This window comes from Streptomyces sp. NPDC047315 (genome assembly GCF_040643215.1).
Taxonomy (GTDB): Bacteria; Actinomycetota; Actinomycetes; order Streptomycetales; family Streptomycetaceae; genus Streptomyces.
In genome coordinates this window covers 285,769-309,242 of the sequence record NZ_JBEYTZ010000003.1, presented here as the reverse complement: position 1 = coordinate 309,242, position 23,474 = coordinate 285,769, and the positions used below count along the sequence as shown (strand labels likewise).

Below are 23,474 nucleotides of genomic sequence, written 5' to 3'. Positions count from 1 at the left end.
AACCTGTGGGGCTACAGCGGGGATGTCAGGGGCGCGGGGAACTGCGCGAACAACCCACCACCGGGCCGCAGAGACCAACGCTCCCTGCAGGGGAGCCGCGGGGGTGGTCCGCGAGGCTAGGTGAGCGCGGGGTGCCAGGGGGTGGGGCCGTAGGCTTGGGACAGGGCGGCGCGGAGCCAGGCGCGTTGGGGGGCCGTGAGCACGGGGACCGTCGCCGCGAAGTCCTGTTCGTCCTTGGGGCGCGGGGACTTCGCCTTGTAGAAGAGCTGGACCTCGGGCGCCAGGTACGGGACGCCGTCCCCGTCGAAGGACGACGCCCCGAGGTCCGCCACCGCCCGCCGCACCCGTCCGCAGCGGCGGGACATCCACTCGTCGCCCTCCGCCTCGTCCAGCATGAGCTGGATCCGCCAGGGCGCGTCCGGGCCCGGCCGGCACCAGACGTCGTGCACGCCGGGGCCCAGGAACTCGCCGCGGGCCCAGGGCCGCAGGGTGCCCGGCGGGTCCGCCGCCCACCACTCCCAGTCGGGCAGCGCCTCCTGCGCGAGGTGCTGGTCGCGGCGGAGCAGCAGGACGTCGATGTCCGCGTGGTCACGGAAGGCGTATCCGACGGCCCGCTCCACCGCGTACCCGCCGGCGATCCACCAGGGCGCACCGCGCCGGGCCGCCGCCGGGGCGAAGAGCGCGGCCACCTCCGCGGGCCCGGCGGGCTCCCAGGGGCCGAGGGGCGTTTCCGTACGGTGCGTCACGCGGAGCTCCTGCCCCTGCCGCGGGCGCGGTACGCCCGCATCTTCGCGCGGGCGCCGCAGACCGACATCGAGCACCAGCGCCGGCGGCCCGCGGGGCTGCGGTCGTAGTACGCCCAGCGGCAGTCCTCGGATTCGCAGCCCTTCAGCCGGTGCCAGGTGCCGTCCGCCACCGCCGTCGCGATCGCCGCGGCGACGCGCGCGTGGAGGTCGGCGCCGTCCGCGGGCGCCAGCGCCGCCGTGCCGTCGTCGGCGACCTCGACCAGCAGGGGCGCCCGGGCGAGCAGGGGGCCGAGGGCGGACGGGGCGGGCCCGTCGGGGAGGGCGTGGCCGGCGTGCGCGAGGCACGCCGCCCGCAGGGCCTCGCGCAGCTCCCGCACCGCGGGCAGCTCGGCCGCGGTGATGCCGAAGGGGGCACGCCCGTCCCCGGTGTCCAGGAGGTCCACCCCGGACGCCAGGTCGACCGTGTTCACCAGGGACTCGATCAGTGCGAGGCCGCCTGGCGCGGGGTGCCTCTCGTTCATGGTTGCGACGTTACCCCTGATACGGCAGCATGCAGTAACGGTTACCTTAAGAGGCCCCTATACCGGTAACACATACGTTCCTGCATGAGGAGAGCCATGGCCATCGCCACGCTGAGCACCGTCGTACTCGACTGTCCCGACCCGGACGCACTCGGCCGCTTCTACCAGCAGCTCGTCGGCGGCGAGCTGAAGCGGGAGGAGCACGACTGGACGTACTTGACGCTGCCCTCGGGCACTGACCTCGCCTTCCAGGGCGCGCCCGGCTTCGTACCGCCGAACTGGCCCGCGCCGGACGACTCCCAGCAGTTCCACCTCGATCTGTCGGTGGCGGACCTGGACGCCGCGGAGCAGCAGGTGCTGGCCCTCGGGGCGCGCCTGCTCGACGCGGACGACCGCTCCCGCAACTGGCGGGTGTACGCCGACCCGGTGGGGCACCCCTTCTGCCTCTGCCAGGGCTGAGGAACGGAAAGAGGGAGAGGGTGCACGGCACCCTCTCCCTCTTTCTCAGCTCGCGCGCGACCTACCCGTCCAGCTCCTCGATCGTCGCGTTCGACGGCGCCCGCCGCGACTGCTCCTCCCGCGCCACCGCCTCCGCGTCCCGCACCACCCGGACCGCGTTCTGCCAGGTCAGCTTGGCGATGTCGGCCTCGGACCAGTTGCGGTCCAGCAGCTCGGCGATCAGGTTCGGATAGCCGGCGACGTCGTCGAGGCCGGCCGGGGTGAAGGCCGTGCCGTCGTAGTCGCCGCCGATGCCGACGTGGTCCACGCCGGCGACCTCGCGCATGTGGTCGAGGTGGTCCGCCACGGTGGCCGCGGTGGCGATCGGACGCGGATGCGCCTGCTCGAAGGCCGCGTGCAGCTCCATCGCCGCGGGAGTGGTGTCCAGGTGGTGGAAGCCGTGCGCGCGCAGGTTCTCGTCCGCCGCGACCGTCCAGTCGACGGCGGCCTGGAGGACGAACTTCGGCACGAACGTCGCCATCGCCACGCCGCCGTTGGCGGACAGCCGCTCCAGCACGTCGTCGGGGACGTTGCGCGGGTGGTCGCAGACGGCCCGCGCCGACGAGTGGGAGAAGACGACCGGCGCCGCGGAGGCGTCCAGCGCGTCCCGCATCGTCGTCGCGGCCACGTGGGACAGGTCGACGAGCATCCCGCAGCGGTTCATCTCGCGCACGACCTCACGGCCGAAGGCGGTCAGCCCGCCGGCCCGCGGCTCGTCCGTCGCCGAGTCCGCCCAGTCGTTGTTGTCGTTGTGGGTCAGCGTCATGTAGCGCACCCCGAGGGCGGCCAGCGACCGCAGCGTGCCCAGGGAGTTGTCGATCGAGTGGCCGCCCTCGGCGCCCATCAGGGAGGCGATGCGGCCCTGCGCCCGCGCCGCCTCCATGTCGTCCGCCGTCATCGCGGGCGCCAGGTCCGCCGGGTAGCGCGCCAGGAGTTGGCGCACGACGTCGATCTGCTCCAGGGTCGCGCTCACCGCACCGTCGCCGGCGAGGCTGGAGGGCACGTACACCGACCAGAACTGCGCCCCGACGCCGCCGGCGCGCAGCCGGGGGATGTCGGTGTGCAGCCGGCCGGTCAGATCGGTGGCGACGTCGAGCCGGTCGAGGTCGTAGCGCACGTTGGCGCGCAGCGCCCAGGGGAGGTCGTTGTGGCCGTCGACGACGGGGTGGGCGGCGAGGATCTCCCGCGCCCTGGCCAGCCGGTCGTCCCGGCCCGGTCCGTCGTCCGTGGTGGAGGAATGTTCCATGGTGCTCACTTCCCCCGGGGGCTACTTGCCGAAGCCGAACGCGGGCGAGCCCTCGACCTTGGCCCGCAAGCGCTTGCCCTTCTCGGTGGCCTGGTCGTTCAGCTCCGACTGGAAGTCCCGCATCCGGGCGAGCAGTTCGGGGTCGTGGGCGCCGAGGATGCGGGCGGCGAGCAGTCCCGCGTTGCGGGCGCCGGCGACGGAGACGGTGGCCACCGGCACGCCGGCCGGCATCTGCACGATGGACAGCAGCGAGTCCATCCCGTCGAGGTACTTCAGCGGCACGGGCACCCCGATGACCGGCAGCGGCGTGACGGAGGCCAGCATGCCCGGCAGGTGGGCGGCGCCGCCGGCGCCCGCGACGATCACCTTCAGCCCCCGGGAGTCGGCGTTCTCGCCGTACGCGATCATCTCGTGCGGCATCCGGTGCGCGGAGACCACGTCGACCTCGTACGGGACCTCGAACTCGGTGAGGGCCTGGGCCGCGGCCTCCATCACCGGCCAGTCGGAGTCGGAGCCCATCACAATGCCAACAAGCGGGGTGGTGCTGCTCATTCGGTGATCGTTCCTCTGAGGTAGTCGGCTGCGTGGCGGGCCCGTTCGAGGGCGTCCGGGAGGTCGTCCCCGTAGGTGTTGACGTGCCCCACCTTCCGGCCGGGCTTCACGTCCTTGCCGTACATGTGGATCTTGAGCTGCGGATCGCGGGCCATGCAGTGCAGGTACGCCGCGTACATGTCCGGGTAGTCGCCGCCCAGCACATTGCACATCACGGTCCACGGTGCGCGCGGGCGGGGGTCGCCGAGGGGGAGGTCGAGCACGGCCCGCACGTGGTTGGCGAACTGGGAGGTGACGGCGCCGTCCTGGGTCCAGTGGCCGGAGTTGTGGGGGCGCATGGCGAGTTCGTTGACGAGGATGCGGCCGTCGGCGGTCTCGAACAGCTCGACCGCGAGGTGGCCCACCACGCCCAGTTCGGCGGCGATCCGCAGGGCGAGGCGCTGCGCCTCGCCGGCGAGGGCGTCGCCCAGGTCGGGCGCGGGTGCGATCACCGTGTCGCAGACGCCGTCGACCTGCCGGGACTCGACGACGGGGTAGGCGACAGCCTGGCCGTGCGGGGAGCGCACGACGTTCGCCGCCAGCTCGCGGGTGAAGTCCACCTTCTCCTCGGCGAGTACGGGCACGCCGGCGCGGAACGGCTCCGCGGCCTCCTGCTGCGAGCGCACCACCCACACGCCCTTGCCGTCGTAGCCGCCGCGCACGGTCTTGAGGACGACGGGGAAGCCGCCCCCTTCGGCGGCGAAGGCGGCGACGTCGGCCGGGTCGGCGACGATGCGGTTGCGGGGGCAGGGCACGCCCAGTTCGTTCAACCGGGCCCGCATCACCCCCTTGTCCTGGGCGTGCACGAGCGCGTCGGGCCCGGGGCGGACGGGGATGCCGTCTGCCTCCAGGGCGCGCAGGTGCTCGACCGGGACGTGCTCGTGATCGAAGGTGATCACGTCGCAGCCGCGGGCGAACTCGCGCAGGGTGGCCAGATCGCGGTGGTCGCCGACGACGACGTCACCGACGACCTGGGCCGCGGAGTCCTGCGGGGTGTCACTGAGGAGCTTGAAACGGATGCCGAGGGGGATGCCCGCCTCGTGGGTCATACGGGCGAGCTGACCGCCACCGACCATGCCGACTACCGGGAACGTCACCCTCACAGGGTATCCGCCGCAACCTCGGGCACCGGAGGTGCGTCCAGGGGGGTGTGCACGGACGGTGATCGATATTCTTAGCTGCCTTGTCATCTCTTTCTGTACGTGCGTGGCTCACGGCCCGGCTACGTTGTCGGCGGTGCCCCCGGGCGAGCGGGGCGACCGCTAGTTAGCATGATTGAAATGACGCTGTCAACGAGACGGGACTGAACTCTCACTATGAGTGAACGAGGCGCAGCGTTGCGCGGACAGCTCAAACAGCTCATGCACGAAGTCGCGAAGTACGGGGCGGTCGGGGGCGCGGGGGTTCTGGTCAACCTGGGGGTCTTCAACCTCGTCCGAGCGACGACCGAGATCCCGGTGGTCCGTGCGTCCATCATCGCCAACGTCGTCGCCATCGCCTTCAACTACCTGGGGTTCCGATACTTCACGTACCGTGACCGCGATCGCAGCAGGCGCACCAGGGAGATGTCGCTCTTCCTCTTCTTCAGCGCGATCGGGACCGTGATCGAGAACGGCGTCCTGTACGCGGCGACGTACGGCTTCAACTGGGACAGCCCGCTCCAGAGCAACTTCTTCAAGTTCTTCGGCATCGGCGTCGCGACGCTGTTCCGATTCTGGTCGTACCGGACGTGGGTGTTCCGCGCCGTGCCCGATCCGGCACTGGTGGTCACGAACACCGCCGCAGCCTCCTCCGCGCCCGCGGCCTCGTCCGGCTCCCCGTCAGCCGCGCCGCCCGTCGCTCAGGAGCCCGTGCGGCGGGCCGCCGAGCCGCTGTTGGAACCGGTCCGCCCGCCGACGACGGACCACCAGTTCGCCCCGCGCCACTAAGCCGCGGCTCAGCGGACCGTGGGCGGCTCGTCCTTGCGCTTGCGGGCCACCCTGCTCAGGAAGAGCGCGAAGACCGGCGGGTGCAGCTGGAGCAGTTCCAGGCGTCCGCCGTCGGCCTCCGCCAGGTCGCGGGCGACCGCGAGGCCGATGCCGGTGGAGTTGCGTCCGCTGATGGCCCGCTCGAAGATCCGGGCGCCCAGGTCGGCGGGGACGCCGGGGCCCTCGTCCGTCACCTCTATCACCGCCTGGTTGCCGACCACCCTGGTCCGGATGGCGACCGTGCCGCCGCCGTGCATCAGCGAGTTCTCGATCAGCGCGGCCAGCACCTGGGCGACCGCGCCCGGCGTGCCCACGGCGCACATCCCCTGCTTGCCGGAGCGGACCACGGCGCGGCCGGCGCTGCGGTAGGCCGGGCGCCACTCCTCGATCTGCTGCTTCACCACCTCGTCGAGGTCGAAGACGATGGCGGAGCCGGTGCGGGGGTCGCGGGCGTTGGTGAGCAGCCGCTGCACCACGTCCGTCAACCGCTCCACCTGCGTGAGCGCGATGTTCGCCTCTTCCTTCACCGTCTCCGGGTCGTCGGTCGCGGAGATCTCCTCCAGCCGCATCGACAGCGCGGTCAGCGGGGTCCGCAGTTGGTGCGAGGCGTCCGCGGCCAGTCGTCGCTCGGCCGTGAGCATCCGGGCGATCCGCTCCGCGCTGGCGTCGAGGACGTCCGCGACCCGGTCCAGCTCCGGCACCCCGTACCTCTTGTGCCGCGGTCGCGGGTCGCCGGAGCCCAGCCGCTCCGCGGTCTCGGCGAGGTCGGTGAGGGGGGAGGCGAGGCGGTTGGCCTGGCGGACGGCGAGCACGACCGCGGCGATGACGGCGAGCAGGGCGACGCCCCCGGTGATCGCGAGCGTACGGCCGACCTCCCGGTACACCTCGAAGTACGACTCCTCGACGGTGACGACCTCGCCGTGCTCGCCGATCTCCGTCTTGGTGATCACCCGGCCCGAGGGCTTCTTCCCCACCTCGAACGGCGGCTGGCCCGGGATGCGGATCGACGCGTACCGCTCTCCCCCGAGCTGCTCCTCGACCACCTGGACGGTCACCGGCTGGTTCGCGATCAGCTTGCCGTCGAGGAAGCTGACGAGTTGGACGGCCTCGGCGTCCACGGACTGCTGGGCGGTGTCGGCGATGGTCCTGGTCTCGACGAGGACGAGGGAGACCCCGAAGACGGCGATGACGACGAGGACGACCGCGAGGGTCGAGTTGATCAGTCGCCGACGCATGGGGCCTCCGGGCCGTTCCGGCTTCGTACGGGTGGGCGTCCGTGCTCAACGCGGGTACGCGCTGGCGTTCGCGCGTTCGCGCATTCGCACGGATGCACACCTGAACCCTATGCGCCGGGAGCGCTGCTTCAGTGCTTCAGTTCTTCTCGAAGCGGAAGCCGACGCCGCGGACCGTGGCGATGTAGCGGGGGTTCGCGGCGTCGTCGCCGAGCTTCTTGCGCAGCCAGGAGATGTGCATGTCGAGGGTCTTGGTCGACGACCACCAGGTGGTGTCCCAGACCTCCCGCATGAGCTGGTCGCGGGTGACCACCCGGCCGGCGTCCCGCACCAGCACCCGGAGCAGGTCGAACTCCTTCGCCGTGAGCTGGAGCTCCTCCTCGCCCATCCACGCGCGGTGGGACTCCACGTCGATCCGCACCCCGTGCGTCGCGGGCGCGGCCGTCGGCTCGGCGGCGCCGCGCCGCAGCAGCGCCCGGACCCGGGCCAGCAGCTCGGCGAGGCGGAAGGGCTTGGTGACGTAGTCGTCGGCTCCGGCGTCGAGGCCGACGACGGTGTCGACCTCGTCGGCGCGCGCGGTCAGCACCAGGACGGGCACGGTGTGGCCCTCCGCCCGCAGCCGACGGGCGACCTCCAGGCCGTCCATGCCGGGCAGACCGAGGTCGAGCACGACCAGGTCCACGCCGCCCGCGAGCCCCGCGTCCAGCGCGGCCGGACCGTCCTCGCGCACCTCGACCTCGTACCCCTCCCGGCGCAGCGCACGGGCCAGGGGCTCAGAGATGGATGCGTCGTCCTCTGCGAGCAGTACACGCGTCATGCGCTGATGGTAGTCCGCAAGAGGTACGGAGAGGGGCGGCCTGCACAGCACCTGTGGGTCATAGGTGCGATCCTGAGTTCGGCCTTCGATTCAGGGATCATGTTCCACTTCTTCCTGTGATCCATGTCTCAAATCCTTCCTAATGACAAGGTGTCGTGTCGTATGGTGGCGTGTACGCCTGTAGCACCATTCGGAGACCTCTGGCCTGCGGAGCAGCATCAGCAGCCCATGGGTCTCCTTGCGTGTGAGGACCGGTGACACCGGTCCGACGACAGTGAATGACCTGTGGACCGGGCCCCGAGCGCAATGAAGCGCCCCGGGGTGTGGATCCCGGTGAGGGCACGTCCCCCCGCTTCGGCCCCCACGTCGGAGCGAAGCCCCCCAGGCGTGGGGCGGGTCGCGTCCCCGCCGGTGCCGGTCACCCCCCACCGGGCGCAGCAGCCGCACACGAAGCGGTGCGTCCCGAACGCAAGGAACGACCATGGCGTCCAGCCTGACGAAGGCCCCCGCCGGCCCCGCCGCCGGCGAGAAGACCTTCCTCGGCCACCCCCGCGGCCTGGCCTATCTGTTCATGACCGAGATGTGGGAGCGGTACAGCTTCTACGGAATGCGGGCCCTGCTCGTGCTCTACCTGGCCACGAACGTGGCCGACGGTGGACTCGGCATGAAGGACGCGACCGCGGTCGCGATCTACTCCGTCTACAACGCCATGGTGTACCTGCTCGCCCTGCCGGGCGGCTGGCTCGGCGACCGGGTCTGGGGCGCGCGCAAGTCCGTCGCCATCGCCGGCGCCGTGATCATGACCGGTCACTTCCTGCTGGCGGTGCCCGCGGAGTTCTCGTTCTTCATCGGCCTCGCGTTCATCGCGGCCGGTTCCGGTGTGCTGAAGGCCAACATCTCCACGATGGTCGGCCAGCTCTACCCGGACAAGAACGACCCGCGGCGCGACGGCGGCTTCACGATCTTCTACATGGGCATCAACCTGGGTGCCTTCCTCGCTCCGCTGTCGATCGGCGCGGTGGGCCAGAAGGTCAACTGGCACCTCGGCTTCGCCATGGCCGGCGTCGGCATGGCGATCGGCCTGGTCTGCTTCTACTTCGGCTACCGCCACCTGAGCCCCGAGTCCTCCAAGATCCCGAACCCGCTGCCGGCGGACGAGCGCTCCTCGCTGGTCAAGAAGGGCCTCATCTGGCTGGGCGTCGCGGCGGCCGGTTACGCGGTCGTGGGCCTGGCCGGCGCGTTCAGCATCGACTGGGTGCTGTGGCCGCTGACGATCCTGGGCCTGGTGCTGCCGGCCTGGTACCTGTTCCGCATCAAGCGCGACAAGGACCTGTCTCCGCTGGAGCAGACGCGGATGTCCGGCTACATCTGGTTCTTCGTCGCCGCGGCCGTCTTCTGGGGCATCTACGACCAAACCGGCTCGGTCCTCTCGCTCTTCGCGAAGGACAACACCGAGTCGACGCTCTTCGGCTTCGACTTCCCCGAGAGCTGGTTCCAGTCCCTGAACCCGCTGTTCGTGATGGCGCTGGCGCCGCTGTTCGCCATCCTGTGGGTGGCGCTGTTCAAGCGGAACAAGGAGCCCAGCACGCTGACGAAGTTCTCGGGCGCGCTGGTGCTCGTGGGCGTCTCCTTCGGTGTGATGATGATCGCCCAGGGCATGTCCGCGGGTGACGCGAAGGTCTCGCCGATGTGGCTGGTCTCGGTGTACTTCATCCAGACCGTGGGCGAGCTGTGCCTCTCCCCCGTGGGCCTGTCGCTGACGACGAAGCTGGCGCCGCAGAAGTACGCGGCGCAGATGATGGGCGTGTGGTTCCTGGCGGTCACCGCGGGCGACTCGGTCATCGCGCTGCTCCAGCTGATCGGAGCGCCGACGGACACGCAGGGGTGGTTCGCGAGCCAGGGCGCGGTGGCTGCGTTGGCTGGTGTGGCGATCTTCATGTACCGCCGCAAGGTGAAGGCGATGATGGGCGGCGTGCACTGACGCGAGCGCCGCGTTGCGGTTGTGAAGGGGCGCTCCGTCTGCCGGGGCGCCCCTTCCCCGTGCGGGGGGCTTGGGGGGCTGGGTGTGCCGGGTGCCCCCGGTGTCCCTGACGTACCCGCCGTTTCCCTGCGGGTGGGTTGGTCTCTGCGGCCCGGTGGCGGGCTTGTCGCGCAGTTCCCCGCGCCCCTGTTTCGCTTCCCCCGTCACTCATCTGCGGGTGCAGGCGGAGGTGCTTAGGGGCGCGGGGAACTGCGCGAACAGCCACCCACCGGGCCGCAGAGGTCAACGCTTCCGCAGGGAAACGGCGGGGGCTTTCAGGGGCGCGGGGAACTGCGCGGGCTACCCATCACCGGGTCGCAGGGGGCAGCGGTCCCGGAGGGAAAACGTGGGGGTGTCGTTAGGCGCGGCCCCGCAGGCGGGACCACGGGGTGAAGGCGAAGATCGCTGCGCCCAGGAGGAGCGTCGTGCCGGCCGCCAGGGCCAGGGCCAGCAGGCCGCCGTCGTCGTCCGCGCCCGTGTCCGCGAGGCCGCCGTTCGTGCCGCCCGCGGACGAACCACCCGCCGCACCACCCGCCGCACCGCCAGACGCACCGCCCTGCTGCGCCTCCGTCGTCAGCTCAAGCGAGACCGCCGCCGCGCCCTTCACCTCGCACGGGATCACGATCTTCTGGCCGCCGAGGTTGACGTCGATCGTCAGCTTGCCGGGGCTGAGCGTGGACTTCCCCGTCGCGCCGGGCTTGTACGTGCCCTTCAGCTCGCCGATGCCGACGGGCTTGCCCGCTTCGATGGGGTCCTTGTTCGGCTGGCCGACGACGGGCACCGAGCCCTTGTCCGCGCCGCCGACGGCGATGCTCATGGCGCCCTTCATCGCGCCGGCCGGCAGCGGCGCCGGGCTGTTCATCACCGAGTCGCCGGTCTTGACCGTGAGGGCGTAGCTGCCGCCGTCCTTCTTCGCGTTGATGGTGATGGGCGCCTTGATGCTGGCCGGGCCCGGGGACGTACAGGCGTACGTCGTCTCGACGGTCTTGCCCGGGAAGTCGGTCTGCCCGCCGCTGCCGCCAGAGCTGCCGCCGGTCGCGGCACCACCGGCCGCAGCGCCACCCGCCGAGTTGCCGCCGCCCGTCGTACCGCCCGCCGCCGTCACCTTGATCTTCGCCGCCACCTGCACCGCCTCCTTCGGCGCGCACTTGGTGTCCGTCGAGATCGGCTTGGAGACGTTGATCGCGTACTTGTCCGGCGTCAGCGTGACCTCGCCCTCCTTCTCCAGCTTCAGCTTGCCCTTCATGTCGGAGAGCAGCATCGGGCTGTTCTTCGGGATCGGCGGGTTCTGCCGGGGGCCCTCGACGGTCAGCGTGCCGGTGGCCGCGCCGCCGAGCTTGACGGTGCCGGTGGGCTTGACGGTGTCTTTGGACAGGTCGAGCACGTCCGGGTTCTTCGACGCGGCCTGGACCGTCTTCCAGACGACCTCGACCTCGTCGCCGACCTTCGCCTCGGCGGGCGCGGTGATCAGCGCCTTGGTGGTGCCCTGCACGGGCGGCAGCCCGGAGATCGGCGGCGGGATGCACTCCGTCGCGTACGCCACCTCCGCGGCCTGCGCGGGCGCGGCGGCGAGCCAGATCCCCGCGCCGCCGAGCATCAGCGCGACCCCGGCCGCGCCCAGCCTCCGTTGCGTCCTCACGGTGGTCCCTTCGTCGTGGGTCGGTTCTCTGCCGGTGCGGAGTCGGGGGTGAACCACGGCAGCGTCGCCGTGGCGTCGGCCGCGGGCGGGGCGTCGGCCGCGGGCGTCGGGGCGGACCTGGCCGCGGACCTGGCCGCAGGCTTGGCCGCGGGCGCGCCCCGGAAGCGGGCGAAGGTCGCCGGAATCCGGTGCCGGCCACCGCCGCGCGCACCGGTCCGGGCCGGTCCGCCCGGCCGCAGCCGGTCCACGACCGCCATGCCGATCCGGAACAGCGCCGCCGGGACGACGAGGGCGAGCAGCACCCAGAAGATCGTGACGCCCCACGGCCGGTCCACGCCCCACGGCTGGGACGCGATGACCTTCCCGCCGTACTTGACGGAGACCTCGTAGTCGCCGTGCGCGCCCGCCGAGAGCTCGACCGGCAGTTCCACCTTGGCCTTCTGGCCCGGCTCGATGGTGCCGCGCCACTGCCGTTCGTCCCACTGCGGCGCGTACACGCCGTGCGCGGTGCCGACCTGGAACACGGGGTCCTTGACGGGGGTCGTGCCGAGGTTGCCCACGGTGAAGACCAGCCGGCGGGCGGGTGCCGCGCCGAAGAAGACGAGGACGCCGGAGTCCCCTTCGAGGCGCGTGGTGGCGAGCACGGCCAGCTTGCCCGTGCCGGTGGGGGCGGGCGGCGGCGCGTTGGGGTGTCCGGTGACGGTGAACGGGGCGTCCGCGGTGGTCGACCCGCCCGTCACCGTCGCCACGTGCACCACGCAGGGGCACGGCTTCGGCGGTGCGACCACGGGCAGCTTCTTGCTGAAGGCGCCCCGGTCGTCCGTGGTGACCGCGCGCCCCTGTGCGTTGGCGCAGGAGTTCGTGCCGCCGACCATGTTCTCCCCGCAGAGCAGCAGCATCAGCAGGGTCTCGGCCGGCCAGCCGCTGCCGCTGACGGTGAGCTCCGCGCCCTTGGCCGCCTGCCGCTGGTCGAGGGCGACCTTGGGATCCGCCTCCGCCGCCGCCGTGCCACCAGCAAGGACCGTGAGGACGGTGAGGAGGAGGGCGAGGAGCAGTGCGCGGTACGTCCGCGGGGGCGCCGCTCGTCGGAACGTGCCGGACTCGTGCTTCGTCATGTGCCTGCCCTCGTCAAGTGCCGTTCGGTGTCGGGCTGTAGCGGGGACGGGGCGGGTCCGGCACGGCGCCGGCGGCGGTGGACCGCGAGGAGGGCGAGCGCCGCGGCGAGGAGGACGGCGCCCGCGAGCCGGCCCCAGGGGACGAAGGTCGCGGTCGCGGTGGCGGCGGCGCGCACGTCCCCCGCGGCCGTCGCGGTGACGCGCACCTCGACCCGGTCGAGCGCCGGGGGGTCGCGCCAGGTCTCGCTGACGGTGACGCGCCGGCCGGGCTGGAGCTCGGCGGGCACGCCCCGCGCCGCGCGCCGGAAGTCGGTCCCCAGCAGGCCGTCCCCGGTGAGGACGACGCGCGGTTCGACGACCGTGTTGCCGCGGTTGACCAGGGTGTAGCGGACGGTGGCGCCCTCGGCGGCGAGGTCCTCGACGGAGAGCGCGGCGAGGGCGGGCCCGGTGACCCGCAGCCGGATCCGTACGGTCGTCTCCTGCGCGGGACGCGCACCGGCGCCGTCCGCGGCCGTCGCCACGATCGCCGCCCGGTGGTCGCCGGGGGCGGCGTCGGCGGGCACGGTGAGGGAGTACGGCACGTCGGCGCGGGTGCGGGGCGGCACGGTCACGGTGGGCGCGGCGAGCGCGAGCTTAGCCCGGGCCGGCTCGCGGTCCGCGGATGCGTCGGCGGGCTCGTCCGCGGGCTCGGCCGCGGGCTCGTCCGCGGGCCGCAGGCGTACGGTCAGCGGCGCGGCGCCCGGGTTGGTCACCGTGAGCCGGTCTTCGAGTACGGCTCCGGGCGCGCCCTCGGCGTACGCGTACGGCCGGCTCCCGTCCCCCGGCGCGGGCCGCGCCGTCCACCCGGGCGGCTGCTCGCCGGGCGTCGCGGCTGCGGGCGGTGCGGCGGTGAGCAGCGCCACGAGGCCCACCAGGGCGGTGCGCAGGCGGGCCGGCACGCTCAGGCCGCGGTGCGTCGGGCGCCGCGGCGGGTGATCCAGAGGGCACCGGCCGCGCCGGTGAGCAGGACGGTGCCGCCGAGGGTGGCGAGGGCGACGGCGGAGTCGAGGGGGCCGGTCTTGGGGAGTTCGGCGCCGCCGTCGGCCGCGCTGCCGCCCGTGCCGGTGGCGCCGGCGCTGCCGCCGCCGTTGTTGCTGCCGCCGCCGTCGGAGCCTCCTGAACCGCCGGAGCCGCCGGAGCCTCCCGCGCCCGTGACGTCCAGCTCCAGCGAGGGCTTGGGGCTGTTGGAGGGCGTGCACGTGGTGGTCGTGCCGAGCGCCTTGATCGTCAGCACCCCGGCGGTGAAGGTGACCTTGCCGCTCTTCTTCGGGGTGTACTTGCCCGTGAGCTTCCCGATCTTGATCGGGGTGTTGGCGGGCACGGCCGCGTCGTTCGGCTTGCCGACGACCGCGACTTCGCCGGAGTCGGCGCCGCCCAGCTTGATCTTCGCGCTGGGGTTCATCGCGCCCTTGCCGAGTTCGATGGGGCTGGACGAGACGCCCTTCTCGAAGGACATCGTCACGTCGTAGCCGCTGCCGCTCTTGACGGCCTTGATGTCGACGGGCGAGACGGCGCCCTTCGGGCCGATGGGCGTCTGGCACTGGTAGTTGACGTCGACGACGGCGGCGTGGGCGGTGGGGGCGGTGAGGAGCAGCACCGGGGCCGCCGCCATCGCTGCGGCCGTCGCTGCCGCGAGCGCTGTTCGCTTCTGGTAGGTCACCTCGGGGCACCCCTAACGTGTTACTGACGGCACATCAGATCGGCGGCCAAGGTACGCCCGGCCTCTTTCGGAAGGAAGACAATGCGCACGCCTTGTTGCTGCGCCCCGGGCCCCGTCGCCGCTTGCGCCCCGGGGACTTGCCCGCGCAGTTCCGCGCCTAACAGCCCCACCCGCAGTAGCCCTGCGGGAGCACTGTTGCCTGCGGGTTCATCGCGGCTGCTCGCGCAGTTCCTCCCCCTGCGCCCTGCGGGCACGGGGGCACCCCCACCTACGCCCAGAGGGCGCGGGGGGACCCCCAGCGCCCCAAAAAAGCCCACCCGCCATAGCCCTGCGGGAACGCTGCTGTCCGCGGGTACATCGTGGTTGTTCGCGCAGTTCCCCGCGCCCCTAAAACCCCCGCCGTAGCAATGCGGGGCTTGTTGACCTCTGCGGCCCGGCGGTGGCTTGTCGCGCAGTTCCCCGCGCCCCTAAAACCCCCTGCCCAGCCCGCAGACGAATGACGGGGGAAGCGAATCAGGTGGCGCTGGGGGTCCCCCCATGCCCTCTGGGCATAGGTGGGGGTGCCCCCGTGCCCGCAGGGCACAGGGGGAGGAACTGCGCGAGAACCACCCACGGACCCGCAGAGGCCAACGCACCCCGCAGGGTTACGGCGGGTATGCCTGGGGCCCAGCGCCAGGGGGCCGCTGCGGGAGGGGGTGAGGAGGCGCTTGGGGCGCGGGCCCCTGGAGGAGACCGGGCTTTATGAAGGCGCGGCCAGTTCCGCCCAGACCGTCTTGCCCGGAGCACCCGGCACCCGCCGCACCCCCCAGTCCAAGCACAACCGCTGCACGATAAACATGCCGTGGCCGCCGGGGCGGCCCGCCCGGTGCGGAGTGCGGGGGGCCGGCTGGCCAGCGCCGCGGTCCGTGACCTCAAGCCGCAGCACCTTGCCGTCGCAGCCGACCCGGAGTTCGTCCGGGCCCTCCGCGTGCAGGCACGCGTTCGTCACCAACTCGGAGACGACCAGCAGGACGTCCTCCGCCGCGGCCCTGCGGTCCGCGGTCGCGGCCGGCAGCCAGCCCCAGTCGTACAGCGCCTGACGGGTGAAGTCCCGGGCGAGCGGCACGATGCCGCTGGCGCTGGCCAACGCCAGGCAGCGCACCGGACCCGGCGGACCCTGGGGGGCGTCGGCGGTGCGCGGCACGGCCGAGGTGCCGTTGCCACGGGCGTCGCTCGGCTCACGACCGAGGTCGCCCGGCTGTGGCCGGGTGGTGCTCATCAGCGCTTCACCTCACCGAATCACCAGATCGCCTGTGCGTGACATATGTGTCCCGCATATATGGAGTCCTGCTCACGCAGTCGCTTTTCACACGTCCGGATCTGCTCGGGCTCGCCCGCCGGTCCGTACTCAGAGTGCCCGACGCCCGACGCTCCGCGCGGGACCTGTGGAAACTCTCCTGCCCCATGTGGCAGTGACAACACTCACCCTCGCCGTGAGCGGAATCCGCTGCGGATCCGCCCCGGGAGTGCTGGGCCGTCGGCTCAGCCGTCGAGGGCCGCCTGCACGGTCTCGTGCATGGTGAAGACGGCGCCCGCGCCGGTGATCTCCAGGACCCGGGCCACCACGGGCTGCATCTCCGCCAGGTGGACGCCGCCGCCGGCGGCCTCGGCTTTGAGCCGGGCCGTGAGGAGCACGTTCAGCCCCGTGGAGTCGCAGAAGTCGAGCTGGGAGCAGTCGATGACGAGCCGCGAGCGGCCGTCGGCGAGGGCTGCGTCGAGGGGCGTCTGCAACAGTCCGGCCGTGTGGTGATCGAGCTCACCCGCCGGTTTGAGCACTGCACTGCGGCCCTCGGTCCTGACGTCGACCCGAAGGCGGCCCTGGTTCACGCTGCCTGCGGCGGTCCCGCCGTCCATGCACGTCCCTTCGCGCCGTGGTTTGCCTCGAACATTACGCCCTTCCGGTGCTCCCGGGCCATGCGGCCGGCCCCTAACAAGCACAACAAAACGGACATATAGCGTAATTGGCATTTGCATTCGATCGCGAGAAGCGGGTAGGGCTTGTAGGGAACCGCAACGGGACCGTCCCACGACCGGCTTGGAGGCGCCGCTCACCCCCAGAGCTCACGTATGGGCATCGGCAGCCATATGCCGAGAACGACGGAGGAGATCCATGTCACCCCGGCTCGACGAATCGCGCACCCCCACGACCGCGCCGTCGGCACAGGCACTGCAGGCACCCCCCCAGACCCACCTCGGGACCGACCCCGAGACGCACGACCCCCTCGCGGACCTCGACCTTCCCGAGGTCCCCTTCGACGAGGTGGCGCCGCTGGACGCGCGCGCCCTGTCGAAGACCCTCTTCGCCCGGCTCCAGGAGCTGGAGGAGGGCACGCACGAGTACGCGTACGTCCGCAACACCCTCGTCGAGCTCAACCTCGCCCTGGTCAAGTTCGCCGCCTCCCGCTTCCGCTCCCGCAGCGAGCCGATGGAGGACATCATCCAGGTCGGCACCATCGGCCTCATCAAGGCGATCGACCGGTTCGAACTCAGCCGCGGCGTCGAGTTCCCGACCTTCGCCATGCCGACGATCATCGGCGAGATCAAGCGCTTCTTCCGCGACACCAGTTGGTCCGTGCGCGTGCCGCGCCGCCTCCAGGAGCTGCGGCTCGACCTCGCGAAGGCCGGCGACGAACTCGCCCAGCGCCTCGACCGCTCCCCCACGGTCGGAGAGTTGGCGGAGCACCTCGGCCTCTCTCGCGACGAGGTCATCGAGGGCATGGCCGCGAGCAACGCGTACACCGCGAGTTCGCTGGACGCCCAGCACGAGGAGGACGACAGCGAGGGCGCCCTCGCCGACCGCCTCGGCTACGAGGACCACGGCCTCGAAGGCATCGAGTACGTCGAGTCCCTGAAGCCGCTGATCGCCGGCCTCCAGCCGCGGGACCGCAAGATCCTCTCCCTCCGCTTCGTCGCCAACATGACCCAGTCGGAGATCGGCGAGGAGCTCGGCATCTCCCAGATGCACGTCTCCCGGCTGCTCTCCCGCACCCTCGTCAGGCTGCGAAAAGGGCTGACGCTGGAGGAGTGACCCGGCGTCGCACACACATGGCCGAGGGCCCGCCCCTGCAAGGGGGCGGGCCCTCGGTCGTGATTGACGGCGGAGTCCGGTTAGGTCCACATTTGGGGGCGGGGGTTTTCTGGGGGGACGCAAATGGGCCTTGGGGAAGGCCGGTCGACGTCCGCGTACGCAGCGCTGGAAGGGCTGATGCGCGAACGGCTGGGCCGGGACTGTCTGTACGTGCCGTCGTGTCGGCTCGCCATGTACCTGGCGCTGCGGCACTGGTGCCGCCCGGGCGGGCGGGTGCTGATGTCGCCGGTCAACGACGACGTCATCTTCTTCGTCGTGCTCGCGGCCGGGCTGCGCCCGGTGCAGGCGCCGCTGCGCCCCGAGGACGGCTCCATCGACGTCGCCGCCGTGCCCGAGTCCGTGTGGCACGGGCTGTCCGCCGTACTGACGGTCAATCTGTACGGGAACCCCGACCCCGCCCCCGAACTGCGCTCCCGTTGCCACCTGCTGGGCATCCCGCTGATCGAGGACGTGGCGCACGCGCTCGGCAGCGAAGTCGAAGGGCGGCTCGTCGGCACCTTCGGCGAGGCGTCCGTCTTCAGCCTCTCCAAGCTGCCCGACGCCGGGACGGGCGGCGTCCTCGCCTTCGCCGACCCGGCGCTGCGCCGCCCCCTGGAGCGGGCCCGGGACGAGCTGCTCGGGCCCGGAAGTCCGGTCTCGGAACTGGCGTACGGGGTCCGCCCGTATGCTGAAGCCGGCGTCAGGGGACTGCGGTTGACGGCGGCGGCGCGCGCCGCGGTGCGGCTGCTCGGGCTGCTGGACCGGACCGACATCCGCCAGTCGCTGCGGGTGGGCGAACTGCGGCGGGCGATGACGGCCGCGGGCTCCCCTCAGGCCCTCGTCGACTTCGACTCCTGGATCCGGGTGGACATGCACGACTACCGCATGCGGCCCGGCGGGGTGCGGCTGCGGCGGACCGAGCGCAAGATGGCCCGGCTCGACGACCGGCTGGCCGCGCACCGCGCCGGCACCGCGAAGCTGTTGGCCTCGCGCTGGGCCGTGCCGCGCCCCGGTCCCGTACAGCCGCTGTTCCGGGTGCCGTTGCTGGTGGCCGACCGGGACGCGGCGATCGCCCTGCTCGCCGCGGAGCGGATCGTCACCGGCTACCTCTACGACCCGCCGCTGGACGACTACGCCGGCGAGTGGTTCACCGACGCATCGCCTTCGCCGGACGCCGCCCGCTACTTCGCCCGGCACGCGCTGCCCGCCGACCCGCTCAAGGCGGAACGAATACTCGCCGTGCTGGAGCGGGGCGCGGTGGCGCCGGCGCCCCCGTTCACGACGGGGACACGGCCCGGGCGGCGCACGGGCGCGGCGGGCGCACCCGCGGTCGACGAGACCGTACGACTGCGGGCGCACCCCTACGGCGAGCCCCGTGTCTGACGTCGACACCACCAAACTGCGCGCCCTGCCCGAATCCGCCGCCGCGGGGCGCCCGGAGCCGGCGCCCGAGCCGGCCGGGGAGGAGGGCGCGGGGTCCGACTCCGGTGACTCCCTCTTCCGCAACGCGTACGCGCTGATGCTCTCCACGGGCGTCTCCGCCGCGCTCGGCCTCGGCTACTGGCTGGTGGCCGCCCGCTACTACACCCAGGAAGCGGTCGGCGAGGGCTCGGCCGCGATCGCCGCGATGCGGCTGCTGGCCTCCGTCACCGCGACCACGATGACCGGCGCGGTGGTGCGTTACGTGCCCCGGGCCGGCCGCCGCACCGGTCCGCTGGTGTGGCGCACGTACCTCACCAGCTCCGTGGTGGTCACGGTCGTCTCGGTCGGCTTCCTCTTCACCCTGCCGCTGTGGGGCGACTCGTACGAACCGCTCGCCGGCTTCTGGCCCGGGGTGTGCTTCGTGACCGCCTGCGTGAGTTGGGCGCTGCTGACCCTCCAGGACGGGGTGCTGACCGGGCTGCGGCGGGCGTTCTGGGTGCCCGTCGGCAACGCCGTCTTCTCGATCGCCAAGCTGCTGCTGCTCGCCGCCTTCGCGACGGCGCTGCCGGTGCTGGGCGTCTTCGTGTCCTGGGCGGCGGCGATCGCGCTCTCCGTGGTGCCGCTCGGCTGGCTCGTCTTCCGCCGGCTGATCCCCCAACAGGCCGCCGCCGACCGGGACCGCGAGCCGCCGCGGCTGCGGGAGATCGTGCGGTTCCTCGCCGGCGACTCGGTGGGCTCGCTGTTCACGCTGGCGATGGTCAACCTGCTGCCGGTGATGGTCGCCGTCCGCTTCGACGCCGCCGACAACGGCTACTTCTACATCGCGTACACCGTCGGCGCGACGATGGAGGTCATGGCCATCAACATGGCCGCCTCGCTGACCGCGCACGCCTCGCACAGCCCGGAGACCCTGGCCGCCGGGGTGCGCGGGGCGCTGCGGCGGATGACGCTGCTGCTGGTGCCGGTGGTGCTGGTGCTGGTGCTGTTCGCCCCGCTGATCCTCGCGCCGTTCGGCGCCGCGTACGCGGAGAACGGCACCACCGTGCTGCGGCTGCTGGCCGCGGCGGCGCTGCCGCGGGTCGCGGTGGAGCTGTACCTCGCCGTGCTGCGGGTGCAGGGGCGCACGGGTGCGCTCGCCGTCGTCCAGAGCGCGATGTGCGCCCTGGTGCTGGGCAGCGCCGCGCTGTTGCTGGGGCCGACCGGGATCTCCGGCGCGGGCTGGGCGATGGTGCTGTCGATGACGGTGATGGCGCTGGCGTCCGCGCCGGGGCTGCGGGCCGCGCTCGCCGGCAGGGACCCGAAGCCGTCCAAGCTGTGGGCGCGGCTGACGGCCCGCAGGGCGACGAAGCAGGAGACCCCGCGCGAAGCGGACCGGGCCCGTCGGGCGGCCGAGCGGCGGGAGCGGCTCGCCCGCCACGAGCAGGAGTACACCAGCCCCGCGCCCGCGTACGTGTGGAGCGGGCACGACACGGCGACGCCGGCGTACGGCATACCGGTCTTCGTGCCGCCCGAGCGCCAACCGCAGCCGCGGGCCGGCGGCTCGACCGCGGGCGACGTGGTGGAGCGGCGGATCGCGCTGGCGCTGTGGGGGCTGCTGGGGCTGGCCGCGGTCCTGTTCTGGGGGCCGCTGCTGTCCGCGCCGGACCTCGCGCTGGACGTGCTGTCCGGCAAGGAGTTGCTGAAGGCGCTGCCGCCGGTGACGGTGACGGCGGTGGTGCTGCTGATCGTGGTGCAGAGCGCGGCGCTGTCGCTGCTGCGCCCGCGCGCCGGGCTGCTCGCGGCCGGGATGCTGGTCACGTTCGCCGCGCTGCACACCGCGCCGGTCGTGCTCGGCTGGGAGCCGGAGCCGGTGGAGGGCGGCTGGTACGAGACGCTGGCCCGCTTCCTCGCGTCGGCGGCCGGGTGGGAGGGCGCCGATCCGCTGCTGCGCTGGCTGCCGACCGCGTGCCAGCTGCTCGCGCTGCTCGCGGTGTTGGCGATCGCCCGGACGCTGGGGCTTCCGGTGCCGGCGCAGTGGGGGGCGCTGTGGGTCCTCGCGGTCCTGGGCTGGGCCCTCCAACGGCCGCTGGCGCCGTACGCGCTGCCGCTCCAGCTCGCCTTGACGGCGGTGGCGGTGGGGCTGGCGCTGTGGCGGCCGGCGCGATCGAACCCGTCCGAACTGACCACCCCGTCACACCCAGCAAGCCCATCGCACCCGTCACGTCCGTCCCGTCCGTCGCGTCGGCCCGGCCCTTCGCGCCCGACGGGCAAGCGAAGGCGAAGGTGAGCGCGGGGCGCCGCTGAAGGGCCCGCCGCTGCCTCGCCGAAAGCCGCCGCAAAGCCGCCGAAGAACCACCGAAGACTGCTGAAGAACCGCCGAACGATCCGAACGCCCTGAGCCACCCGAGGTGAACCGTGCGACGACCAGCCACCGATTCCGGCAGACCCGTGCCGCCGCCCGGTCGACCCGACCCGGACGCGGCGGCCACCGGCGTGGACCGGCCCACCATGGGCCTCGACGTCTCGGGTCTGCGTGCCGGTGCCGGCTCACCCGAGGGTGCGGCGGCGCCCGGGCCGCGCGCCGACCGTCGCGCGCCCGGCCGGGCCCACGGCCCGGCCGCGTACGACCGGCGGACGCTCGTCGCCCTGGCCGCACCGCTGGTCCTCGCGCTGCTGCTGTGGGCCGTCGCCGTCGCCACCACCGACGTCTCCGACCTCACGGACTTCGGGCTCACCGCCGAACTCCCGGTGGTCTTCTGGCTCGCCCTGCTGGTCCTGACCGGCGGGTTCTGGCACTGCGCCCGCGACCCGCGGCGCAGCCACTGGTGGCCCCTGGCGTACACCGTCGGCCTGTTGGTGATGGAGCGCGCCACCCAGGCCGTCGTCTACCCCACCCCGCTGTACGCCTGGGCGTGGAAGCACGACGCCGTCATCGAGCACCTGATCGACGCCGGTCGGCTCCAGCGCGGCGCCGAGTTGGGCGACATGGCCGTGTACGACCAGTGGCCCGGGTTCTTCGCGGCGCAGGCGGCGCTGGTGGAGCTGACCGGCGCCGAGAACGCGCTGGCATTCATGGCCTGGTGGCCGCTGCTCTCCAGCCTGCTGCTGCTCCTGCCGCTGCTGCTGCTCTTCCGCACCTTCACCCAGGACCGCCGGCTGATCTGGACCGCGGTGTGGATCTTCTGCGCCGCGAACTGGGTCGGCCAGGACTACTTCTCGCCGCAGTCGTCGGCGTTCATGCTCTACCTGGGCGTCCTCGCGGTCGCGCTGCGCCGCGCGGAGGCGCCGGCGCCGGGCCGGCGGGCCCGGCAGGTGCTGTGGACGGCGGTGCTGGTGCCGCTGATCGCAGCGATCGTCGTCTCGCACCAGCTCACCCCCGTGATGCTGGTGGTGAGCCTGGCCGCGCTGTGCCTGATGCGGCGCTACCGGGACTGGACGCTGCCGATCGTCCTCGTGCTGGTGTTCGCCGCCTGGAACCTGACCGCGTCGCTGCCGTTCCTCAAGGAGGCGGTGCCCGACATGATCAGGACCTTCGGCGACCTGGGGAGCAATCTGGAGCGGGGCTACGGCGCGGTGCCCACCGGCACCGGCGCGCTGTTCGCGTCCTGGGCGGCGCGGCTCCTGTCGGCGCTGGTGGTGCTGTTGGCCGCGGTCGGCGCGGTGCGCGGCGGGAAGGCGCTGCGGCTGCGCGCCCGGCCGCTGCTGCTGCTCGCCGCGGTGCCGCCGCTGATGGCGGTGGCGAACGGGTACGGCAGCGAAATGGTCTTCCGGGTGCTGATGTTCATGCTGCCGTTCCTCAGCTTCTTCGCCGCCGCGGCGCTGCTGCCGAAGCCCGCGGACCCCAAGTCCGCAACGGCAGCAACGGCAGCGACTGCGACGGACCGTTGGCCGCGGCTCGCCACCGGCTTCCGGTACGGCCTCGCCCCCGCCGTCGTCCTGACCGTGCTCACCGCCCTGTTCGTCCCCAGCTACTCGGGCAAGGACCGGCTCAGCTACTTCCCGCCCGACGAGGTGGACCTGGTCAAGGGGCTGTTGAGCACGGCGCCGGAAGGCTCCCTGGTCGTCGCACCGCACCGCAACTACCCGGCCGCCTACGACCGGTACTGGGACGTCGACCACTACTGGTTCCTGGACGACTCGAAGGTCCACGTCGACGAGATCGTGGCGGACCCGGCGAAGGTCCTCGCCAGCGACATGTCGGCGGTGGAGCCGCCGGGCGAGGCGTACTTCCTCTACACCCGGGCCCAGGTGGCGAACTCGGAGATGAACGGGCTGCTCACGGGAGAGCAGATGCGCAACATCGAGAAGGACGTGGCGGCCTCGCCGCTGTTCGAGAAGGTGGCGAGCAACGGAGCGGGCGTCGTCTACCGGCTGAAGAGCTCCGCGGGGAGGACGTCATGAGTTCCGAGCAGCAGCCCCCTTCGCGCCGTACGACGGCGCTGCGCTGGGCCCCGCCCGCCGGCGGCGCGCTCGCGCTCCTCGCGACCCCGCTGCCCGACGGCAACCCGCTGCGGTGGCTCCCGGTGGTGCTCTTCCTGCTCGTCGGGCCGGGCGCGGCCGTGCTGCGGGTCTGTGCGCCGCGCCTGGGCCGGCACCCCGCGGTCGGCCCGGTCGAGGACTGGGACCCGCACTTCGGCCGGGACTCCGACCGGCTGGAGGCCACGGTGCTCGCCGTCTTCCTCAGCTTCAGCCTGGCCGTGCTGGGTGCGACGGCGCTGATCGCGGTGAAGTCCCTGAGCGGCACGGGCCTGTTGGTGCTCCTCGTGGGGGTGACGGTGGCCGCCGCGTGCTGTCCTCAGCTGCCGGCGGGGAAGCATCGCTACGAGGGACCCCAACACTCCGCACCACCACCCCGCAGGGGGTGATCGAAGGAGGC

21 protein-coding genes are annotated in these 23,474 nt (G+C 72.6%); 8 read left to right on the top strand and 13 right to left on the bottom strand.

Features of this window, described 5'->3' with window-relative positions:
• Window positions 1-116: 116 nt before the first annotated feature.
• On the bottom strand, window positions 117-746 hold the full coding sequence (locus ABZ842_RS04970; RefSeq protein ID WP_361531693.1) for an amino acid transporter: 630 nt from the start codon (window positions 744-746) through the stop codon (window positions 117-119).
• Window positions 743-1,267: a CGNR zinc finger domain-containing protein gene (locus ABZ842_RS04965; protein WP_361531690.1), complete on the bottom strand. Its 525-nt coding sequence runs from the start codon at window positions 1,265-1,267 to the stop codon at window positions 743-745. The genes ABZ842_RS04970 and ABZ842_RS04965 overlap by 4 nt, the downstream gene beginning before the upstream one ends.
• Before the next feature lie 96 nt (window positions 1,268-1,363).
• Here ABZ842_RS04965 and ABZ842_RS04960 point away from each other — a divergent pair, with 96 nt between their 5' ends.
• Window positions 1,364-1,726 (top strand): VOC family protein, encoded by a 363-nt coding sequence (locus ABZ842_RS04960; RefSeq protein WP_361531687.1) that lies wholly within the window; start codon window positions 1,364-1,366, stop codon window positions 1,724-1,726.
• Window positions 1,727-1,787: 61 nt separating this feature from the next.
• On the opposite strand, the gene ABZ842_RS04955 is transcribed toward ABZ842_RS04960, so the two are convergent.
• From ABZ842_RS04955 to ABZ842_RS04945, 3 genes are read right to left on the bottom strand one after another with little or no spacing between them, the layout of a single operon-like run.
• Complete coding sequence (locus ABZ842_RS04955; RefSeq protein ID WP_361531684.1) at window positions 1,788-3,011, bottom strand: dipeptidase; 1,224 nt, start codon at window positions 3,009-3,011, stop codon at window positions 1,788-1,790.
• 21 nt (window positions 3,012-3,032) lie between these two features.
• The gene (gene purE / locus ABZ842_RS04950; RefSeq protein WP_361531682.1) at window positions 3,033-3,563 is read right to left on the bottom strand and encodes a 5-(carboxyamino)imidazole ribonucleotide mutase; all 531 of its coding nucleotides are present in this window, start codon (window positions 3,561-3,563) and stop codon (window positions 3,033-3,035) included.
• Entirely contained in the window at window positions 3,560-4,699 is a 1,140-nt protein-coding gene (locus ABZ842_RS04945) for a 5-(carboxyamino)imidazole ribonucleotide synthase (protein WP_361531679.1), read from the bottom strand. The genes purE and ABZ842_RS04945 overlap by 4 nt, the downstream gene beginning before the upstream one ends.
• Before the next feature lie 219 nt (window positions 4,700-4,918).
• On the opposite strand from ABZ842_RS04945, the gene ABZ842_RS04940 reads away from it, so the two are divergent.
• Complete coding sequence (locus ABZ842_RS04940) at window positions 4,919-5,530, top strand: GtrA family protein (protein ID WP_361531676.1); 612 nt, start codon at window positions 4,919-4,921, stop codon at window positions 5,528-5,530.
• Between the two features lie 8 nt (window positions 5,531-5,538).
• Here ABZ842_RS04940 and ABZ842_RS04935 read toward each other — a convergent pair whose 3' ends face one another.
• Together ABZ842_RS04935 and ABZ842_RS04930 are read right to left on the bottom strand one after the other, a co-directional pair.
• Window positions 5,539-6,804 carry an ATP-binding protein gene (locus tag ABZ842_RS04935; RefSeq protein ID WP_361531673.1) on the bottom strand — a complete coding sequence of 422 codons (1,266 nt, stop codon included), beginning with the start codon at window positions 6,802-6,804 and terminating at the stop codon, window positions 5,539-5,541.
• Between the two features lie 136 nt (window positions 6,805-6,940).
• Window positions 6,941-7,618: a response regulator transcription factor gene (locus ABZ842_RS04930; RefSeq protein WP_361531670.1), complete on the bottom strand. Its 678-nt coding sequence runs from the start codon at window positions 7,616-7,618 to the stop codon at window positions 6,941-6,943.
• A 481-nt stretch (window positions 7,619-8,099) separates the two neighbouring features.
• Here ABZ842_RS04930 and ABZ842_RS04925 point away from each other — a divergent pair, with 481 nt between their 5' ends.
• On the top strand, window positions 8,100-9,599 hold the full coding sequence (locus ABZ842_RS04925) for an oligopeptide:H+ symporter (RefSeq protein WP_361531667.1): 1,500 nt from the start codon (window positions 8,100-8,102) through the stop codon (window positions 9,597-9,599).
• A 397-nt stretch (window positions 9,600-9,996) separates the two neighbouring features.
• On the opposite strand, the gene ABZ842_RS04920 is transcribed toward ABZ842_RS04925, so the two are convergent.
• The 6 genes from ABZ842_RS04920 to ABZ842_RS04895 form a co-directional block, all read right to left on the bottom strand.
• A complete protein-coding gene (locus tag ABZ842_RS04920; RefSeq protein ID WP_361531850.1) occupies window positions 9,997-11,235 on the bottom strand; it encodes a hypothetical protein in 1,239 nt (412 codons plus the stop codon).
• Window positions 11,236-11,273: 38 nt separating this feature from the next.
• Window positions 11,274-12,392 carry a hypothetical protein gene (locus ABZ842_RS04915; RefSeq protein WP_361531664.1) on the bottom strand — a complete coding sequence of 373 codons (1,119 nt, stop codon included), beginning with the start codon at window positions 12,390-12,392 and terminating at the stop codon, window positions 11,274-11,276.
• Window positions 12,389-13,330, bottom strand: coding sequence for a hypothetical protein (locus ABZ842_RS04910; RefSeq protein ID WP_361531661.1), 942 nt, complete (start codon window positions 13,328-13,330; stop codon window positions 12,389-12,391). Before ABZ842_RS04910 ends, ABZ842_RS04915 begins: the two co-directional genes overlap by 4 nt.
• Window positions 13,331-13,332: 2 nt before the next feature.
• Entirely contained in the window at window positions 13,333-14,091 is a 759-nt protein-coding gene (locus ABZ842_RS04905; protein WP_361531658.1) for a peptidase, read from the bottom strand.
• A 739-nt stretch (window positions 14,092-14,830) separates the two neighbouring features.
• On the bottom strand, window positions 14,831-15,349 hold the full coding sequence (locus ABZ842_RS04900; RefSeq protein ID WP_361531655.1) for an ATP-binding protein: 519 nt from the start codon (window positions 15,347-15,349) through the stop codon (window positions 14,831-14,833).
• Window positions 15,350-15,612: 263 nt separating this feature from the next.
• On the bottom strand, window positions 15,613-15,984 hold the full coding sequence (locus tag ABZ842_RS04895) for an STAS domain-containing protein (protein ID WP_361531652.1): 372 nt from the start codon (window positions 15,982-15,984) through the stop codon (window positions 15,613-15,615).
• A gap of 256 nt (window positions 15,985-16,240) precedes the next feature.
• Here ABZ842_RS04895 and ABZ842_RS04890 point away from each other — a divergent pair, with 256 nt between their 5' ends.
• The 5 genes from ABZ842_RS04890 to ABZ842_RS04870 all read left to right on the top strand — a co-directional run bounded on the left by ABZ842_RS04890 (window position 16,241) and on the right by ABZ842_RS04870 (window position 23,463).
• Window positions 16,241-17,158, top strand: a complete 918-nt coding sequence (locus ABZ842_RS04890; protein ID WP_361531649.1) for an RNA polymerase sigma factor SigF — start codon at window positions 16,241-16,243, stop codon at window positions 17,156-17,158.
• Between the two features lie 177 nt (window positions 17,159-17,335).
• Window positions 17,336-18,580 (top strand): DegT/DnrJ/EryC1/StrS family aminotransferase, encoded by a 1,245-nt coding sequence (locus ABZ842_RS04885; protein WP_361531847.1) that lies wholly within the window; start codon window positions 17,336-17,338, stop codon window positions 18,578-18,580.
• 25 nt (window positions 18,581-18,605) lie between these two features.
• Entirely contained in the window at window positions 18,606-20,885 is a 2,280-nt protein-coding gene (locus tag ABZ842_RS04880) for an oligosaccharide flippase family protein (protein ID WP_361531844.1), read from the top strand.
• 128 nt (window positions 20,886-21,013) lie between these two features.
• The gene (locus tag ABZ842_RS04875; protein WP_361531646.1) at window positions 21,014-22,999 is read left to right on the top strand and encodes a glycosyltransferase; all 1,986 of its coding nucleotides are present in this window, start codon (window positions 21,014-21,016) and stop codon (window positions 22,997-22,999) included.
• Window positions 22,996-23,463, top strand: a complete 468-nt coding sequence (locus ABZ842_RS04870) for a hypothetical protein (protein WP_361531643.1) — start codon at window positions 22,996-22,998, stop codon at window positions 23,461-23,463. The genes ABZ842_RS04875 and ABZ842_RS04870 overlap by 4 nt, the downstream gene beginning before the upstream one ends.
• Window positions 23,464-23,474 lie beyond the last annotated feature (11 nt).